Raw genomic sequence first — 17,168 nt, forward strand, 5'->3', positions numbered from 1 at the left:
CTCTCCGAGTCCTGGCCGTTCTCCGGCACCGGGGTGCGGGTCTCTCCGCGGCACAGAGCGGGCCAGCCATCGTTCTCAAGGTTGTGAAATACGAGCGGCCGAATGCTCTGAACCTGCGCGAACGCCTTCGGCCGGGCGGGCGGCTGCACATCGGTTCACCAGGAGAGGTCAGAGCGGATCATCGCCTTCCTCGCGCCTGCCGCGGTGGCCTGTGCGGATCGTTTCGCCGGCTTGTGGCCGACGTTCGGGTTTCTTGGCGGTATGTCGGCGGTGCTCCAGGATGGCGATCCACCACGCCAAGAGGTCGCCTGACTTGTCTGGGATGAGGAGCCGAAGAGCCTGAACGCAAAAGTAGGTCAGGCCTACGAACGCGATGACTAGGCAGGCCGCCCACCAGGGTGTGCGGGCGCCCATGACCTCAAGAATTCTGATCACGACGCTAGCGCTTTCTGCTGGCAGCTCAGAGGCGGGATTGGCGTTTGGCTGCGCAGGATCGTGCCGAGCGCAGGTGGAGCGTGGCGCTTCCGAGAGTGACTGCCAGATGGCCGAGCGTCGACGCTGCGCTTGCCCCAGCAATACCAACGACCGACCCGGTCAACGCCGAAGTGAGATCTTCCGGATAGGGACCGGCCTCCCACTCCAGCTCCCAATTGTCGCCGAATCCGCGAAGGCTCCGGCACCCAGGAAGGTGGAGCCTGTCGAGTCGGCCGGGGCGTTCCAAGGGGTCGTAGAACCAGTTGCCGATCGCCCATGCTCCGCAAGGATCTTTCGTAGTGATCCTGCAGAAGACGCCGGCCAAGAGCCGACGGGCATCAACAGACATGTCTGGCACTCTGCCTAGTTGTTCCGCTTCGGCGACAGAGAGCGGCGCGTCCGAGGTGAGGCAGTCGAAGTATGGGGCATTCGGTGTGCCGACCGGCCTACCGAAGGGGTTGTCGGTGATCACAAGCTCTGCACCAGTCGGCATGTGCCGCAGGGTGTAACTCCCGTATCCGCGGCACTGTTCCAGCCGTAGGCCGGGCAGCCCACTTCCGCCGACAGGGCCAGGAAGCATGCGCTGGGCCACGTTGTGCGGGACCTTGGTGATGATCACCGTGCGCTCGAACCGAGGGGAGACGGTGACGGTGTACGAGGAGAGGGCGGAGAGGTGCCAGCCGGCTGGGCCGTCATAGTCCACCCCGTGATTCAGGTAGCCAAGGGCCAATAGCGCGCGGAATTGAGACTGCTCCGACCGGCACGCGTCGAGGCCGATGGAGTGGTCTCGTGGGATTCCGGCTTGCGCCGCAGCCAGTTTTTCGCCGGTGTAGAGGACACGACTGCGGGCTGCCGACTTACGAGAGCTTTCGGGCACGCTGCACCTCACCGCTGCCCGGCCAGCGTGTCAGGGTCACATACCTAGTGAGACCGAACTCGGATATCTCGCGGAGTAGGTGCCCCACACCTTGGCTCAGCTTCGGTGAGTACCGGGCTCACGTACTTCTGCTGGCATCCGGACCTCCGCGGCCCGGTATGTGGGGCGCACTGTACCCGATATCTGTCCAGCTTCGTGGAGGCCGGCGGAATAGCGTGGCGCGAGAATGTCCGTCTCCACCCTTCGTGTGCGGAGACGATGGTGACGTGCGACGAGATTGGATCACCTGGCCGGACGCTCATGCTGCCGGTTGTGGCTGAATCTCGGTGAAGGAATACTTCGGACTCTCGGATTTAGAGGACCTTGCTGATCTGAATGATCCGTCCCGGCGAAGATTCCCCGAGGGGCAGCTGAGGCCACCGCGAACCTCCACTCGGAAAGCGCATCCTGTCCATCCAAGGAGGTTGATGTTGGTCAGGCCGCTGCGCTCCGAGATGTCTGCTAGGGCTTCGACGAGGAGATCCCGGCGTCGTGCAAGCCCGTATTACGTACGGTCCGGCGTGCGTGACACGAAAGAGCCTGGACGACCCAGCGCGGGCCGCCACCCCGACAGTGGGGTGGCGGCCCGCGTAGCAATTCACACACTTGATCCAGCGAATTGGCCGGGCGGTGCTCACTCGGTGTTCCAAGCTCCGGCCAGGTCGACTGGGGATCGCTCCTTAGAGATCGAAGTAAAGCTCGAACTCGTGCGGGTGCGGGCGGAGCTGGATGGGGGCGATTTCCTGGGTGCGCTTGTAGTCGATCCAGGTGTCGATGAGGTCGGGGGTGAAGACGCCGCCGGCCTGGAGGTACTCGTTGTCGGCCTCGAGGGCGTCGAGGACGGCCGGGAGGGAGGTCGGGACCTGGGGGACGCCGGCGTGCTCCTCGGGGGCCAGCTCGTAGAGGTCCTTGTCGATCGGCTCGGCAGGCTCGATCTTGTTCTTGACGCCGTCCAGGCCCGCGAGGAGGAGGGCCGAGAAGGCCAGGTACGGGTTGGAGGACGGGTCCGGGGCGCGGAACTCGACGCGCTTGGCCTTCGGGTTGGAGCCGGTGATCGGGATGCGCATCGCGGCGGAACGGTTCCGCTGCGAATACACCAGGTTGACCGGGGCCTCGAAGCCGGGGACCAGGCGGTGGTAGGAGTTCACCGTCGGGTTGGTGAAGGCGAGGAGCGAGGGGGCGTGCTTGAGGATGCCGCCGATGTAGTAGCGGGCGGTGTCCGAGAGGCCCGCGTAGCCCTGCTCGTCGTAGAAGAGGGGGGTGCCACCCGACCAGAGGGACTGGTGGACGTGCATGCCGGAGCCGTTGTCGCCGAAGATCGGCTTGGGCATGAAGGTCGCGGTCTTGCCGTTGCGCCAGGCGACGTTCTTCACGATGTACTTGAAGAGCATCAGGTCGTCGGCGGCGGCGAGCAGCGTGTTGAACTTGTAGTTGATCTCGGCCTGGCCGGCGGTGCCCACCTCGTGGTGCTGGCGCTCGACCTCGAGGCCGGCCTGCTCCAGCTCCAGGGAGATCTCGGCACGCAGGTCGGCGAAGTGGTCGACCGGCGGGGCCGGGAAGTAGCCGCCCTTGTAGCGGACCTTGTAGCCGCGGTTCTCGACCTCGGAGCCGGTGTTCCAGGCGCCGGCCTCGGAGTCGATGTGGTAGAAGCCCTGGTTCGCGGAGGTCTCGAAGCGCACCGAGTCGAAGACGTAGAACTCGGCCTCGGGGCCGAAGTACGCGGTGTCGGCGATGCCGGTGGAGGCGAGGTACGCCTCGGCCTTCTTCGCGATGTTGCGCGGGTCGCGGCTGTACTGCTCGCCGGTGATCGGGTCGTGGATGAAGAAGTTGATGTTCAGCGTCTTGTCGCGGCGGAAGGGGTCCACGCGAGCGGTCGACAGGTCCGGGCGGAGCGACATGTCGGACTCGTGGATGGCCTGGAAGCCGCGGATCGACGATCCGTCGAAGGCCAGCTCCTCGTCCGCGTCGAACGCCTTCGCCGGGATCGTGAAGTGCTGCATCACACCCGGGAGGTCGCAGAAGCGGACGTCAACGAACTTGACGTCCTCGTCGGCGATGAACTTCTTCGCGTCGTCGGCGTTCTGGAACATCCAACTCCTCCTACTCCCGACCCGGGGAGGGGCGGGGTGGTAGCTCGGTCGTGCGGCCAGTGCGGTGGCACACGGTGGACCTGACCCTAGGGACAGGGGATTTCTCAAGCATGACCCATTTGTTTCACCGACGTTAATCGGACGGACCCGCGCGAACCGTGTGACCTGCTCGTCTTCTCGCAGGTTCCCTTCGGCCCTTACCCGGTCGCTCTCCGGGTACCCCGCCGCAGTACCGTGTTTCCGTGGACAACAGGCAAGCAATCGGATCGTGGCTCTCCGGCCCGCGCGCAGCCGCGGAGGAGATGGGTGCGGACTTCGGCTACCGGGGGGAACGGCTCGGTCTGCCCGAGCACGGTCCTGGTTCGGTGGCCCCGGTGGGGCGCCGGTTCGGGGCCCTCGCCATCGACTGGGCTCTGTGCATGCTCATCGCATACGGCCTGTTCTCCGGTGGTGACGCCCAGTCCACGGGGAACTGGGCCCTCGGCATCCTGCTGGTGATGAACATCCTCACCGTCGGCACCGTCGGCTGCACCCCGGGCAAGCTCCTGCTGCGCCTGCGGGTGGTCTCGGAGCAGGGCGGCCGGCTCGGCCCCGGCTGGACCGTGGTCCGCAGCGCGCTGCTCTGCCTGGGCGTCCCGGCCCTGATCTGGGACCGTGACTCCCGCGGCCTCCACGACCGCCTCGGCCGCGCGGTGCAGATCCGCGTCTGAGGCCCGACTCCAGAAGCGCCCGTACGCGAGAGGGCGGCACCGGAATCGATTCCGGTGCCGCCCTCTCGCGTACGGGTCAGGTGTTCGGCGCGTGGTCAGCGCATCTTCGGGCCGCGGGGCATGCGGGCGCCCTTGGGCATCGGGCCCTTCGGCACCGGCATGTTGCTCATCAGGTCGCCGAGGGCGCGGAGGCGGTCGTTGGTCGCGGTGACCTGCGGGCCGGTGAGGACGCGCGGGTACTTGAGCATCGTGGTGCGGACCTTCTTCAGCGGGGTCTGGCCCTCGCCGGTGCCCACCACGATGTCGTGCACGGGGACGTCCACGACGATCCGCGCCATCTTCTTCTTCTCGGACGCCAGCAGGCCCTTCACCCGGTTCGGGTTGCCCTCGGCGACGAGGACGATGCCCGCCTTGCCGACGGCGCGGTGCACGACGTCCTGGCTGCGGTTGACCGCCACCGCGGGAGTCGTGGTCCAGCCGCGCCCGATGTTGTCCAGGACTGCCGCCGCCGCTCCGGGCTGGCCCTCCATCTGGCTGAACGCGGCCTTCTCGGCGCGGCGGCCGAAGATGATCGCCATCGCGAGGAAGGCGAGCACGAAGCCGAGGATGCCGAGGTAGACCGGGTGGCCGACGAGGAAGCCGATCGCAAGGAAGACCCCGAAGGTGACGATCCCCACGGCGGCGATGACCCAGCCGATCTTCGGATCGACGCGCTTTGCCATCTTGTACGTCTGGGCGATCTGCTTGATCCGCCCCGGGTTCGCAGAACTCGCTGCGTTGTCCTTGCTCGCCATGTACCGAAGTTTACGTGTCCCTGATGCGTCGGCGTCGTGCGGGCGGGGTATCAGTCGCCGCCCGCTGCCGTAACGATTCGGCGGGGCCTCGCCGGGACGTGCGTCAGGAGGTCCGCGAACCGGGCGTGGCCGCGGCCTCCAGGACCGCCTGGGTCTCCACCCGGTCCTGCGCGCGGCGGCGGTCCTCCAGGACCGAGGCCCAGGCGTTGCGGCGGGCGGTGCGCTGGCCCGAGCGCATCAGCACCGACTCGACGGCGCGCAGCGCGCCGGTGACCGAGGGCCAGGCGGCGGGACGGGTCGTGGAGGTGCGGAGCGGGGTGACGGGCGCGGCCTGCATCTGAAGATCCCCTCGGAGAACGGCGAAGTGGCGCGGTGCCGGGAACGCGTCGCCCGTGCCCGCCGGTCGGGGAGGTCCCTCCCCGGCCCTGGAGCACGGCGTACGTACAGCGTCACCGACTGGTGTTACCAGGGCGTGACCTGCGGGTCAAACACCCATGAAACCCTCGCGGCGCCGGGCCCGCACCCCGGGACGCGCGAAGCGGCCCCCGTACGGCCGCGAGCTGCGGATTCGTACGGGGGCCGCCGCGCGGCCGGGGCGCGGGCCCGGGCCCGGGTGTGCGGGGATTCACAGCCCCGGACACCGGTGGCGTCAGAGCGCGCGGGCCGCCGGGGCGGACTCGGCGGGGACGCCGGAGCGGCGGTCCATCGCCTGCTGGAAGAGACGGCCGGCGCGGTACGAGGAGCGGACCAGCGGGCCGGACATGACGCCGGAGTAGCCCATCTCCTCGGCCTCCTCCTTCAGCTCCACGAACTCGTGGGGCTTGACCCAGCGCTCCACGGGGTGGTGGCGCACGGAGGGGCGCAGGTACTGCGTGATGGTGATCAGCTCGCAGCCGGCGTCGTACAGCCGCTGGAGGGCCTCGCTGACCTCGGCGCGCTCCTCGCCCATGCCCAGGATGAGGTTGGACTTGGTGATCAGGCCGGCCTCGCGGGCGCGGGTGATGACCTCGAGCGAGCGCTCGAAGCGGAAGCCGGGGCGGATGCGCTTGAAGATGCGCGGCACCGTCTCGACGTTGTGCGCCAGGACCTCGGGACGCGAGGAGAAGACCTCGGCGAGCTGGTCGGGGTCGGCGTTGAAGTCGGGGATGAGCAGCTCGACCTTGGTGTGGCCGCCCTCGCGCTCCGAGGTCATCGCGTGGATCTGGCGGACCGTCTCGGCGTACAGCCAGGCGCCGCCGTCCTCCAGGTCGTCGCGGGCGACGCCGGTGATCGTGGCGTAGTTCAGGTCCATCGTGACGACGGACTCGCCGACGCGGCGGGGCTCGTCGCGGTCGAGCGCCTGCGGCTTGCCGGTGTCGATCTGGCAGAAGTCGCAGCGCCGGGTGCACTGGTCGCCGCCGATGAGGAAGGTGGCCTCGCGGTCCTCCCAGCACTCGTAGATGTTGGGGCAGCCGGCCTCCTGGCAGACCGTGTGCAGGCCCTCGCTCTTGACCAGCTTCTGGAGCTCGTTGTACTCGGGACCCATTTTGGCGCGGGTCTTGATCCACTCGGGCTTGCGCTCGATGGGGGTCTGGCTGTTGCGGACCTCCAGGCGCAGCATCTTGCGTCCGTCGGGTGCGACTGCGGACACACCGGCTCCCTGTTGGTTTGCGTGGCTCGCGTCACGGGGTGCGACGTCGATTCTTCGGCGTACATCAGGGTACGCCCCGCGAAGTGCGGGGTGGCTACCCCGGTCAGCCTCCGGGACCGTGGCTCCTTCGCCCGTTCGGCCCAGTCGGGGGAGGGCCCGTGAAGGCCCTCGGTCAGGCCGTGGCGGGCTCGGCGGCGGGCGGTGCGACAGGTTCCGCCTCGCGCTCGCGGGGGAGCGGCAGAGCCTCGCCCAGCACCTCGGTGAGATGCCGCTCGACGACCGGGAGCACCTCGGCGATGGTGACCTCGCGGCCCAGTTCCTGGGTGAGCGAGGCGACGCCCGCGTCCCGGATGCCGCAGGGGACGATCCGGTCGAACCAGGTGTTGTCCGGGTTCACGTTGAGCGAGAAGCCGTGCATGGTGACGCCCTTGGCGACCCGGATGCCGATCGCGGCGAGCTTGCGGTCCTCGTGGCGCTGGCCCGCGTTGGAGGGGGCGTACTCCGGACCGGCCAGGCGCGGGTCGAACTCGTCGTCGCCGCCCAGGCGCGGGTCGAGGTCGAGGGAGAGCCCGCCGAGCGCGGCGCGCTCCTCCTTCGGGGCGCCCAGCACCCAGACGCCGCTGCGGCCCTCGATGCGCGTGGTGGCCAGGCCCAGTTCGGCGCAGGCGCGGATCAGGGCCTCCTCCAGGCGGCGGACGTGGGCGACCACGTCGACCGGGCGGGGGAGCTTGAGGATCGGGTAGCCGACGAGCTGGCCCGGGCCGTGCCAGGTGATCTTGCCGCCGCGGTCCACGTCGATGACGGGGGTGCCGTCGAGCGGGCGCTCGCTCTCCTCGGTGCGCCGTCCGGCGGTGTAGACGGGCGGGTGCTCCAGGAGCAGGCAGGTGTCCGGGATCTCGTCGGCGAACCGGGCGGCGTGCACCCGGCGCTGCTCGTCCCACGCCTGCTGGTACTCCACCGCGTCCGCACCGAATCCCAGCCGGACGAACTGCACGTCACTCACGGCCCGCACCTCCCTCGTTCGCGCGCACACCGCGCATCCCGGCCACTGTACGACCCGCCGCCGGAAGTCAGGCGTCCGCCCGATACTCACACGATCGGATGAATGTGTGGCACACCTCACTGCGAGGGCCGCGCGGCCCGTTACATTCACGCCGTTCCATGAGGGCTGCTCCACGGGCCCGGAAGGCAGGAGACCGCACAGCAGATGACGGACCGACCCCCTCAGCGCACCCCCAACCGCCAGCTAGCCGCGCTCATCGCGGAGGCCGGGTTCTCCCATGCGGGGCTGGCCCGCCGCGTCGACCAGCTCGGTCTCGAACACGGGCTCGACCTCAGATACGACAAGACCTCGGTGACCCGCTGGCTGCGCGGACAGCAGCCCAGGGGGACCACCCCGGCCCTGATCGCCGAGGTCTTCACCCGGCGGCTGGGGCGGCGGCTGACCGCCCAGGACCTCGGCCTAGACGCGTGCGCGCCGGTCTACGCCGGGCTGGAGTTCGCGGCCACCCCCGAGGAGGCCGTCGACATCGTCAGCGGCCTGTGGCGCAAGGACTCCGGCAGCCACACCGAACTGCGGAAGATCGCCTTCACCCCGGCGGGGCTGGTCGTCCCCAGCCGGGACTGGCTGATCGGCCGGGCCGACGACCGGGTCGGCCGCGGCGACCCCACCCCGGTCCCGGCCACCGTGCGCATCCCCGCGCAGGGCCGGCCCGTCCAGGCCGGGGCCCGGGCGGTCACCGTCGCCCCGCGCCCCCGGCACCAGACCGAACGCGGCCCCGGCCAGCGCGTCTCGGCCGGCGACGTGGCGGCGCTCCGCTCGGTCGCCGACCTCTTCCGCTCCCTGGACCACGCCTACGGCGGCGGCCACGCCCGCCAGGCTCTCGTCCGCTACCTGGAGCACGAGGCCGAGCCGATGCTCCGCGGCCGGTACGGCGAGGCCACGGGGCGCCGCCTCTTCGCCGCCGCCGCCGACCTGACCCGGCTGGCCGGCTGGACCTCGTACGACATCGGGGCACACGGGCTGGCCCAGCGGTACTTCGTGCAGGCGCTCCGGCTCTCGCAGGCGGCGGGGGACCGGGCGTACGGCAGTTACGTGCTGATCACCATGAGCCGGCAGGCGGTCTACCTGCACCACGGGCGGGAGGCGGTGCAGCTGGCCCGGGTCGCCCAGCAGGGGGTCGGGACGACGGCGCCGCCGGTGGTGCAGGCGCTGCTGCACGCCGTCGAGGCGCGCGGCCACGGGGTGCTCGGGGAGGGCAGGGCCTGCCAGACCTCGCTGGGGCGGGCCGAGCGGGCGCTGGAGGCGGCGCGGCCGGGGGACGACGTGCCGCACTGGGCGCAGTTCTTCGACGAGGCGCAGCTCGCCGACGAGTTCGCGCACTGCTACCGCGACCTCCAGCAGTACCGGCACAGCGCCCAGCACGCGGAACGCTCGCTCCAGCTCCGCCCGCACGGGTACGCCCGCAGCCGTCTCTTCTGCCGCGTCGTCCTCGCCTCCGCCCGCCTCGGCCTCGGCGAGCTGGACCAGGCCTGCGCCCTCGGCGCGGAGGCGGCGCAGCACGCGGCCGAGATGCGCTCGGCTCGCGCCGTCGAGTACGTCCGCGACTTCGAACGCCGCCTGGAGCCCTACCGGGACGCGGCGGCGGTGCGCGGCTACCGCGACCGGGTGGCGGCGCTGCACTGAACGGCGGCCGGGCGGGGGAGCACCGTCCCCCGCCCGGCCGGCCTCAGAGCGCCCTGCCCATCAGCACGTCGTCCACGTACGTCCCGGCGACGAAGACCTCGCCCGGCAGCACGCCCTCGACGCGGAAGCCCTCGGAGGCGTAGAGGGCGCGGGCCGGGGCGTTGTGGCCGAGGACCCGCAGGGTGAGGCGGCGGGCGTCCTGGGCGCGGGCCTCGGCCACGCAGGCGCGGAGCAGGGCGCGGGCGACGCCCCGGCCGCGTGCCTCCTCGCGCACGGCGAGCCCCTGGATCTGGCGGACGTGGGCGAACGCCGGCAGCGGGACGGGGCGGCGGACGACGGCGTAGCCGAGAAGTTCGCCGTCCTCCTCGGCGACCAGGTGTTCGCGCGGGTCGCGGTGGCCGTCGAAGAAGGGGTCCGCGGGCGCCTTCGGCCGCTCGGTGACGGCGTGCAGCGGGGACCAGGTGGCGAAGTCGATCCGGGCGAGGTCCGCCCCGTCGCCGTGCCGGGCGGGGCGTATGAGTGGCCGCATGGCGGCACTCTGCCATGTCACCGGTGTGGCGGGCGGTCCGGGTGGTCATGATGAGCCGTATGCGGATCGCGGTCGCCGGCTCCTCCGGCCTCATCGGAACAGCGCTCACCCACTCCCTGCGGACGGACGGCCACGAGGTGGTGCGGCTGGTCCGCCGCCCTGCCCGGGACGCCGACGAGGTCCAGTGGGACCCGAAGGAGGGCCGGGTCGAGACGGCGGGGCTCGTCGGCTGCTCGGCCGTGGTCAACCTGGCCGGCGCCGGCATCGCCGACCACCGCTGGACCGACGCCTACAAGCGCGAGATCCGCGACAGCCGCGTCTGGGGCACCGCCACCCTCGCCGAGGCGATCGCCTCCCTGGACACCCCGCCCGACGTCTTCGTCAACGCCAGTGCCATCGGCTTCTACGGCGACACCGGCGACCGGGCCGTCGACGAGAGCGCCCCGCCCGGATACGGCTTCCTGCCCACCGTCTGCGTGGAGTGGGAGGAGGCGGCGGCCGCGGCCGAGGAGGCCGGGGTGCGCACCGTCTTCCCCCGCACCGGGCTGGTGGTCTCGGCGAAGGGCGGCGCCTGGGCCAAGCTCTTCCCGCTCTTCCGGGCCGGGCTCGGCGGCCGGGTCGGCGACGGCCGCCAGTACTGGAGCTACATCGCGCTCCAGGACCACGTCGCGGCCCTGCGCCACCTCATCGACACCGAGGAACTCTCCGGTCCGGTCAACCTCACCGCTCCCCGCCCGCTCACCAACCGCGAGGTGACCGCCGCCATGGGCCGGGTGCTGCGCCGCCCCACGCCCTTCCCCGTCCCGGCCGCCGCCCTCAAGCTGGTCCTCGGCGAACTCTCCGGCGACGTGCTGGCGAGCCAGCGCGTGGTCCCCGCCCGGCTGCTGGAGTCCGGGTTCGCGTTCCGGTACCCGGGGATCGACGACACCCTGAGGGCCGCCCTCCGCTGACCCGTCCGTCCCACCGGGGGGCGCTCATGGCACGCGGTGTGCGACCGGCGTACGACCGTGCCCGCCGTGTGCGCCTCTGCCCGCGTCCCCGGACCGCTTCTAGGCTCGAACCTCGCACTCGGGTATTCCCAACGCGCGTCGGGGGCATGAGCCCCCCACGGATCGCCCAATCTCGGGGAGGGCACGTGAGTGAGCCCGGACAGGAAGCGGACGTCGTGATCGTGGGCGCGGGGGTCGCCGGACTCGCCGCCGCCCATGCGCTGACCAGCGCCGGAGTCGGCGTCACGGTGCTGGAGGCCGCCACACGGGTGGGCGGCAGGATGGCCACCGAAACCCTGGACGGCTACCGGCTGGACCGGTTCGGGCAGCCGCTCCTCACCACCTGGCCCGAGGCGGCGGCCCCGCTCCTCGACGGCTTGGAGCTGTGCGAGTTCGCCCCCGGCGTGCTCGTCCACAGCCAGGGACGGCGGACCCGTACCGGCGAACCCGGGAGCGCGAGGGGTGCACTCAGTGCCGCACGCGCCCGGGCGAGCGCCCCCCGACGGGTGCCCCGGCAGGGCGGCCCCGAACGGCCCCGGGTCACCACCGCCGTCGACGGCGCCCGGCTCGGCTCCGCCCTCGCCCGCCTCGCCGCCACCTCCGAGGAGCGTCTCGCCGCGCGGCCCGAGCGCAGCGCCGCCGAGGCCCTCGCCCTGCGCGGCCTCTCCGCCCGTACCCTCGACGGCTTCGTGCGGCCCCTGCTCACCGCCCTCCTCGGCGACCCGGAGCTGACCACCTCCAGCCGGATCGCCGACCTCACCCTGCGCGGCTACGCCCGCAGCAGCCTCGGCGTGCCCGCCGGCGGAGCCGACGCGCTGCCCCAGTACCTCGCCGACGCCCTGCCCGCGGGCACCGTCCGCACCGGCGTGCACGTCACCGCCGCCTCCATCGACTCCGTCACCACCAAGGAGCACGGCACCTTCGGCTGCCGCGCCCTGCTGCTCGCCACCGGCGCCCGCGCCGCCGCCGAACTCCTGCCCGGGCTGCGGGTGCCCCGCTTCCACTCGGTCACCGTGCTCCACCACGCCGCGCCCGCCCCGCCGCCCACCGGCAGCGCCCTCGTCCTGGACGCCGACCGGAGCGGCCCCGTCGCGTGGTCGGCGGCGCTCAGCGAGGTCGACCCGTCGCGCGCCCCGCGCGGGCGCGCCCTCATCTCCTCGACCGTGCTGGACGCGCCCCCGGACGGCCTCGACGCGGAGGTCCGCGCCCAGCTCGCCCGCATGTACGGCACCTCCACCGCCGGCTGGGAACTGCTCGCCGCCCACCACGATCCCGAGGCGGTCCCCGCGATGACCCCGCCGCACGACGCCCGCAGGCCCGTCCGCGTCCTGGACGGCCTCTACGTCTGCGGCGACCACCGCGACACCAGCTCGGTGCACGGCGCCCTCACCTCCGCCCACCGGGCCGCCCGCGAGATCCTCACCGACTTCGGCCTCCTGCCGCCCGCCCCCGACGTCACCCACGCGGCGGCCTGAGACGCCACTCCGGCACGCCCGCCGTTTGCGGCCCGGCGCTCGGCGTAGAACGCTGGAGGCCGGGCCGTCCGGCCCGATGGGCCGGAGCCGGGGAGTACCGGAGTGGCGAGGACCGCCGTGTGGAGCCGACGGGGTGACGAACCCCGCTGGATGAGCGGTGCCCCCGCGCCCGCCTGGCTGCGGTGGCTGCCGGTGGGGCTGCTGATCCTCATCCCGCTCCTCCAGATCCTGGTGGAACGGCCGGTCGACCTCGGCTTCCTGCTCGGCGCCATCCCGCCGCTCGCCACCCTCGGCTACGGGCCGCTGGGCACCACCCTCTTCTCCGCCGCCGTCCTGGTGCTGCTCAACATCTCCGAGGTCAACCTGGACCGGCCCGGCCAGGGCGACCTCATCGTCGTCACCTTCGTGGCGCTGCTCAGCATCGCCATCTCCTGGATGCGCCGGCGCCGCGCCGCCCAGATCACCACCATCCGCACCGTCGCCGAGGCAGCCCAGCTCGCCGTCCTGCCCCCGCTGCCACCCCGCGTCGACGGGGTGCGCTGCGCGGGCCTGTACCGCCCGGCCCAACGCGGCACGCTGGTCGGCGGCGACCTCTTCGACGTACGGCGCGGCCCCTACGGCGTCCGCGCCCTCGTCGGCGACGTACAGGGCCACGGCATCGCCGCCGTCGGCACCGTCACCGCGATCCTCGGTGCCTTCCGCGAGGCCGTCCTCGACGAGGAGGAGCTGGCCGGGGTGGCGGCCCGGCTCGACCGGCGGCTGGTGGTCGACGCCGAGGACGCGGCGGCCGGGGCCATCACCGTCGCCCGGGTCCCCGAGGGCGACCCCGACAGCGTCGTGGGCGAGCCGCCCGCCGGACAGCGCTCCGACCCCACCTCCGGCGAACTCTTCGCCACCGCCCTGCTGCTGGAGTTCCGCCCGCACTCCGGCGAGGTCCGCGTGGTCTCCTGCGGCCACCCCGCGCCGGTCCTGCTGCGCGGCACCACCGCCCACGAGATCGAGGTCCAGCCCGCGCCGCCGCTCGGCCTCGGCATCGCGGGCCTCGCCCGGCCCGTCGAGCGCGCCGTCCCCCTCCAGCCGGGCGACCGCGTCCTCGCCGTCACCGACGGCGTCACCGAGGCACGCAACGACGCCGACGCCTTCTACCCGCTGGTCGACCGGGCCGCCCAGCTCGCCGCCGAGGACCCCGCCGAACTGATCGCCGCCATCTGGCGCGACCTCGTCGCCTACGCCCGCACCATCGACGACGACGTCGCCCTGCTCGTCTTCGCCCCCGACCCCGAGGGCGAGGAGCCCGACACGGGCACCGTCACCGGCGAGGTGCTGGACACCCGGGAGGGCACGAACAAGGAGGCCCGCGGCGAGGGCTGACGCCCGCCGCGGGCCCGGAGCAGCGCCCCCTCACGCCGTGAAGCGGTCCCAGAGCCGGGGGAAGCGGACCGCCAGCGCGTCGTCGTCCTCCAGGTCGATCGGCGTGCCCGAGGGGTCCACCGGCGCCGGCGCGATCCCCAGGTCCGGGGTGTCGGCGCCGGTGAGCTGCTCGTACGCCTCGTCGGCCGCGTACCCCAGCTCCTCGCCGTCCCCGTCGATCTCGTCGTCGAAGGGGCCCAGCAGGTCCGCCAGGTCGTCCGGCTCGTGCAGGGCGCCCTCGAAGACCTCCCGGCCCTGGCCGATCAGCCAGCACCGGAAGTAGTCGAAGGCGTCGTCGCTCGCGCCGTCCAGCAGCACCCACGCCGCGCCCCACAGCTCCCAGGTGTAGGCGCGGTTGTAGCGGGCCTCGAAGTGCCGCGCGAAGTCCAGGACGGCCTCCGGGTCCGCGTCGAGCAGCCGTTCCACCAGCAGCTCCGCGTGGGCCTGCGGATCGCCGCCGGCGCGCTCCCGCGTCGTGTCGATGATCTCCCAGAACTCCGTCTCGTCCATCACGGCTCCAGCATCGTCCCTGGCGCCCGGCGCCGCACGTCCGGACGGCACGGTTCCCCCGCCCGTGGTGAACAGGGGCGCGACGCACCGCCGTACGGGCGAAAACCCGACGGAGGGTGTCGCCTTTGCGTGCCAGGGTCGGACCCATGACCCACTCCGCATCCGTCCCCGCCGCCTCGCCCACCGCCCTCGAAGGCCGCGTCGCCCTCGTCGCCGGAGCCACCCGGGGCGCCGGCCGCGCCTTCGCCGTGGAACTCGGCTCCGCCGGGGCCACCGTCTACGTCACCGGGCGCACCACCCGCGACAAGGTCTCCGAGGTCGGCCGCGCCACCGAGACCGTCGAGGAGACCGCCGCCCTGGTCACCGAGGCCGGCGGCGAGGGCATCGCCGTCCCCACCGACCACCTCGACCCCGAGCAGGTCCGCCGGCTCGCCGCCCGCGTCGAGGCGGACCACGGGCGGCTCGACATCCTGGTCAACAACACCTGGGGCGGCGAACACCTCATCCCCTTCGGCCGCGCCCTGTGGGACACCCCGCTCGACGAAGGGCTGCGGATGCTCGACCTCGGCGTCCGCTCCCACCTCATCACCGCCTCCCTGCTGCTCCCGCTCCTCATCCGCCACCCCGGCGGCCTGCACGTCGAGGTCACCGACGGCAGCGCCGAGACCAACCGGCGCTTCCGCGAGAACGTCTTCTTCGACCTCGCCAAGTACGCCCCCATCCGCATGGCCCTCGGCCTCGCCCGCGACCTGGAACCGCACGGCTCCACCGCCGTCTGCGTCACCCCCGGCTTCCTCCGCTCCGAGCAGATGCTCGACGGCTTCGGCGTGACCGAGGAGAACTGGCGCGACGCCCTCACCGAAGAGCCCCACTTCGCCGTCGCCGAGTCACCCGCCTACGTCGCCCGGGGCGTCACCGCCCTCGCCGCCGATCCCGGCCGCGCCCGCTGGAACGGCCGGTCGGTCACCAGCGGCACCCTCGCCGAGGAGTACGGCTTCACCGACACCGACGGCTCCTCGCCCGACGGCTGGCGCTACTTCGAGGAGGTCGTCTTCGGCGGCAAGGAGGCCGGCCCGGAGAGCTACCGCTGAGCCGGACGCACCCCGCTACCCGTACAGCCCCGCCATCCGCCGCGCCGCCTCCCCGAGGCGTTCCCGCAGCCACGGCGGGGCCACCACCTCCGCCTCCGGGCCGAGTCCCAGCAACTGGTCGAAGGCGACCTCCAGGGACTCCACCGGCAGCACCACGTCCTCCACCCACTCCGTCGCGTCCTCCCGCCACCCGGCGGCCTCCAGCGCCTCCCGGGCCGCGCGAGGGTCGGTCACCCGCGGCAGTTTCCCGGCCCCGGCCGGACTGAGCCGCAGGCTGATCTCCTCCCGCAGCAGCGAGCGGGCGAACTCCTCGGCCCGCGCCCGCCAGAACTCCGCCAGGTCGAACCCGGTGTCCCGCGTGAACCGCGTCCCGTGCTCCCGCACCCCGGTGAACCGGTCCACCCGGTAGACCCGCGCCTGCCCCGCCCCGTCGGCCCGCGCGCACAGGTACCAGACACCCGCCTTCAGGACCAGGCCGTACGGCTCCAGCTCGCGGCTCACCTCACGGTCCCCGCGCCGGTACGTGGCCGCCACCCGCCGGTCGTCCCAGACCGCCTCGGCCAGCGGGGCCAGCAGCTCCGGCGCCTCGGGGCGGGTGTACCAGGCCGGCGCGTCCAGATGGAACCGCCCGCCCACCGCCCGCGACGCCTCCCGCACCGGCGGGGCCAGCGCCGCCGACACCTTCAGCCGCGCCGCCGACGCCGCCTCGCCGAGCCCCATCTCCCGCAGCGCCCCCGGCACCCCCGACAGGAACAGCGCCTGCGCCTCCTCCGGCGCCAGCCCGGTGAGCCCCGTCCGGTACCCCCCGACCAGCGCGTACCCTCCGGCCCGCCCCCGCTCCGCGTAGACCGGGATGCCCGCCTCGGAGAGCGCCTCCGCGTCCCGCGCGACCGTCCGCTCGCTCACCCCCAGCTCCCCGGCCAGCTCGGCGGCGGTCATCCGGGGGCGGGACTGGAGCAGCAGGACCATACGGATCAGACGGGCGGCACGCATCAGCCCATGATGGCCGCCGCCCGCTCCCCGCCCGTCCCCGGGCGTCCCTCGCCGGTCTCCTCCCGGGCCAGCGCGATCACCGCGAACATCGCGCCCTGCGGGTCGGCCAGCACGCTGAAGCGGCCCGGCTCGATGGTGGTCGGGGGGAGCAGCACGTTGGCGCCGAGCCGCGCCCCCCGTGCGGCGGCGGCGTCGCAGTCGCGGACCGCGACGTAGACCAGCCAGCGCGGCACCGTCCCCGCCGGGAACGCCTCCGTGATCGGCGTCATGCCGCCGAACGGCTGACCGCCCAGACTCCACTCGGTGTACGGGAAGCCCGCGCCCGGCGCCGCCCGCCGGGCCTGCCAGCCGAAGACCTCGGTGTAGAAGCCCCGCGAACCGTCCGGGTCGGTGGTGGCCAGGTCGAGCCAGGCGGGGGAGCCGGGCGCGTTGACCCGGCCGAACCCCTGGTGCCCGTCCGGCTCCCACAGCCCGAAGACCGCGCCCGAGCTGTCCGCGCAGAGCGTCGCGCGGCAGACGCCGGGCACCTCGACCGGCTCGCCCAGCACCTTCCCCCGGGCCAGGGCCACCCGTTCGGCCGGGCTCTCCCCGGCACCGTCCGGGCCGGCCACGAAGTACGGCCGCCAGACGGAGGGGCGGCGCCCGGGCCGGCGCGGTCCGAGCCCGCCGACCGGCTCGCCCTCGCTGAGGAAGGCCCGGTAGCCGTCGAGGCCGGGCACCCCGCCCAGCTCCCAGCCGAAGAGCCGTTCGTAGAAGGCGGCGGCGGCCCGGGGGTCCGCCGCGGAGAGGTCGGCCCAGCACGGGGCCGACGGGACGTTCCAGGTCTTCATGGGTGAACCCCCGTACGGTCCGGGTGCCGTGGCGTGGTCAG

15 protein-coding genes are annotated in these 17,168 nt (G+C 72.8%); 6 read left to right on the plus strand and 9 right to left on the minus strand.

What is annotated here, in order from left to right; translation table 11 throughout:
• Positions 1 to 2,070 precede the first annotated feature (2,070 nt).
• Positions 2,071 to 3,480, minus strand: coding sequence for a type I glutamate--ammonia ligase (glnA, locus tag IF45_RS0109375; protein WP_003947693.1), 1,410 nt, complete (start codon positions 3,478 to 3,480; stop codon positions 2,071 to 2,073).
• Between the two features lie 242 nt (positions 3,481 to 3,722).
• Between glnA and IF45_RS0109380 the strand changes: the two genes are divergently transcribed.
• Positions 3,723 to 4,190, plus strand: coding sequence for an RDD family protein (locus IF45_RS0109380; protein ID WP_003947692.1), 468 nt, complete (start codon positions 3,723 to 3,725; stop codon positions 4,188 to 4,190).
• A 95-nt stretch (positions 4,191 to 4,285) separates the two neighbouring features.
• On the opposite strand, the gene IF45_RS0109385 is transcribed toward IF45_RS0109380, so the two are convergent.
• The 4 genes from IF45_RS0109385 to lipB all read right to left on the minus strand — a co-directional run bounded on the left by IF45_RS0109385 (position 4,286) and on the right by lipB (position 7,617).
• Complete coding sequence (locus IF45_RS0109385; protein ID WP_003947691.1) at positions 4,286 to 4,984, minus strand: DUF4191 domain-containing protein; 699 nt, start codon at positions 4,982 to 4,984, stop codon at positions 4,286 to 4,288.
• 103 nt (positions 4,985 to 5,087) lie between these two features.
• Positions 5,088 to 5,321 (minus strand): SCO2195 family GlnR-regulated protein, encoded by a 234-nt coding sequence (locus tag IF45_RS0109390; protein WP_003947690.1) that lies wholly within the window; start codon positions 5,319 to 5,321, stop codon positions 5,088 to 5,090.
• Positions 5,322 to 5,633: 312 nt separating this feature from the next.
• Complete coding sequence (locus IF45_RS0109395) at positions 5,634 to 6,614, minus strand: lipoyl synthase (RefSeq protein ID WP_003947689.1); 981 nt, start codon at positions 6,612 to 6,614, stop codon at positions 5,634 to 5,636.
• Between the two features lie 172 nt (positions 6,615 to 6,786).
• Complete coding sequence (gene lipB, locus IF45_RS0109400; protein ID WP_003947688.1) at positions 6,787 to 7,617, minus strand: lipoyl(octanoyl) transferase LipB; 831 nt, start codon at positions 7,615 to 7,617, stop codon at positions 6,787 to 6,789.
• 204 nt (positions 7,618 to 7,821) lie between these two features.
• Between lipB and IF45_RS0109405 the strand changes: the two genes are divergently transcribed.
• Positions 7,822 to 9,300, plus strand: a complete 1,479-nt coding sequence (locus tag IF45_RS0109405) for an NsdA family TPR-like regulatory protein (protein ID WP_003947687.1) — start codon at positions 7,822 to 7,824, stop codon at positions 9,298 to 9,300.
• A gap of 43 nt (positions 9,301 to 9,343) precedes the next feature.
• Here IF45_RS0109405 and IF45_RS0109410 read toward each other — a convergent pair whose 3' ends face one another.
• Positions 9,344 to 9,829: a GNAT family N-acetyltransferase gene (locus tag IF45_RS0109410; RefSeq protein WP_030306768.1), complete on the minus strand. Its 486-nt coding sequence runs from the start codon at positions 9,827 to 9,829 to the stop codon at positions 9,344 to 9,346.
• 59 nt (positions 9,830 to 9,888) lie between these two features.
• Between IF45_RS0109410 and IF45_RS0109415 the strand changes: the two genes are divergently transcribed.
• From IF45_RS0109415 to IF45_RS0109425, 3 genes are all read left to right on the plus strand, one after another.
• Complete coding sequence (locus IF45_RS0109415) at positions 9,889 to 10,779, plus strand: TIGR01777 family oxidoreductase (RefSeq protein WP_010637401.1); 891 nt, start codon at positions 9,889 to 9,891, stop codon at positions 10,777 to 10,779.
• A 185-nt stretch (positions 10,780 to 10,964) separates the two neighbouring features.
• Complete coding sequence (locus tag IF45_RS0109420; protein ID WP_030306771.1) at positions 10,965 to 12,293, plus strand: NAD(P)/FAD-dependent oxidoreductase; 1,329 nt, start codon at positions 10,965 to 10,967, stop codon at positions 12,291 to 12,293.
• A 150-nt stretch (positions 12,294 to 12,443) separates the two neighbouring features.
• Positions 12,444 to 13,664: a PP2C family protein-serine/threonine phosphatase gene (locus tag IF45_RS0109425; RefSeq protein ID WP_003947683.1), complete on the plus strand. Its 1,221-nt coding sequence runs from the start codon at positions 12,444 to 12,446 to the stop codon at positions 13,662 to 13,664.
• A gap of 30 nt (positions 13,665 to 13,694) precedes the next feature.
• Here IF45_RS0109425 and IF45_RS0109430 read toward each other — a convergent pair whose 3' ends face one another.
• Entirely contained in the window at positions 13,695 to 14,213 is a 519-nt protein-coding gene (locus tag IF45_RS0109430) for a DUF4240 domain-containing protein (protein WP_010637399.1), read from the minus strand.
• 146 nt (positions 14,214 to 14,359) lie between these two features.
• Between IF45_RS0109430 and IF45_RS0109435 the strand changes: the two genes are divergently transcribed.
• On the plus strand, positions 14,360 to 15,304 hold the full coding sequence (locus tag IF45_RS0109435) for an SDR family oxidoreductase (RefSeq protein WP_030306773.1): 945 nt from the start codon (positions 14,360 to 14,362) through the stop codon (positions 15,302 to 15,304).
• A gap of 15 nt (positions 15,305 to 15,319) precedes the next feature.
• On the opposite strand, the gene IF45_RS0109440 is transcribed toward IF45_RS0109435, so the two are convergent.
• Together IF45_RS0109440 and IF45_RS0109445 are read right to left on the minus strand one after the other, a co-directional pair.
• Entirely contained in the window at positions 15,320 to 16,297 is a 978-nt protein-coding gene (locus IF45_RS0109440; RefSeq protein WP_030306776.1) for a helix-turn-helix transcriptional regulator, read from the minus strand.
• Positions 16,297 to 17,127, minus strand: a complete 831-nt coding sequence (locus IF45_RS0109445; RefSeq protein WP_003947679.1) for a VOC family protein — start codon at positions 17,125 to 17,127, stop codon at positions 16,297 to 16,299. Before IF45_RS0109445 ends, IF45_RS0109440 begins: the two co-directional genes overlap by 1 nt.
• Between the last annotated feature and the right edge of the window lie 41 nt (positions 17,128 to 17,168).

The sequence above is a fragment of the Streptomyces albidoflavus genome, from assembly GCF_000719955.1.
Lineage (GTDB): Bacteria > Actinomycetota > Actinomycetes > Streptomycetales > Streptomycetaceae > Streptomyces > Streptomyces albidoflavus.

Excerpts from the sequence above, each read along its gene's own strand:
- IF45_RS0109385 (WP_003947691.1), bottom strand. The coding sequence starts at position 4,984 with ATGGCGAGCAAGGACAACGCAGCGAGTTCTGCGAACCCGGGGCGGATC.
- IF45_RS0109440 (WP_030306776.1), bottom strand. The coding sequence starts at position 16,297 with ATGCGTGCCGCCCGTCTGATCCGTATGGTCCTGCTGCTCCAGTCCCGC.
- IF45_RS0109435 (WP_030306773.1), top strand. The coding sequence starts at position 14,360 with ATGACCCACTCCGCATCCGTCCCCGCCGCCTCGCCCACCGCCCTCGAA.
- IF45_RS0109405 (WP_003947687.1), top strand. The coding sequence starts at position 7,822 with ATGACGGACCGACCCCCTCAGCGCACCCCCAACCGCCAGCTAGCCGCG.
- IF45_RS0109410 (WP_030306768.1), bottom strand. The coding sequence starts at position 9,829 with ATGCGGCCACTCATACGCCCCGCCCGGCACGGCGACGGGGCGGACCTC.
- glnA (WP_003947693.1), bottom strand. The coding sequence starts at position 3,480 with ATGTTCCAGAACGCCGACGACGCGAAGAAGTTCATCGCCGACGAGGAC.
- IF45_RS0109390 (WP_003947690.1), bottom strand. The coding sequence starts at position 5,321 with ATGCAGGCCGCGCCCGTCACCCCGCTCCGCACCTCCACGACCCGTCCC.
- IF45_RS0109430 (WP_010637399.1), bottom strand. The coding sequence starts at position 14,213 with ATGGACGAGACGGAGTTCTGGGAGATCATCGACACGACGCGGGAGCGC.
- IF45_RS0109425 (WP_003947683.1), top strand. The coding sequence starts at position 12,444 with ATGAGCGGTGCCCCCGCGCCCGCCTGGCTGCGGTGGCTGCCGGTGGGG.
- IF45_RS0109415 (WP_010637401.1), top strand. The coding sequence starts at position 9,889 with ATGCGGATCGCGGTCGCCGGCTCCTCCGGCCTCATCGGAACAGCGCTC.
- IF45_RS0109445 (WP_003947679.1), bottom strand. The coding sequence starts at position 17,127 with ATGAAGACCTGGAACGTCCCGTCGGCCCCGTGCTGGGCCGACCTCTCC.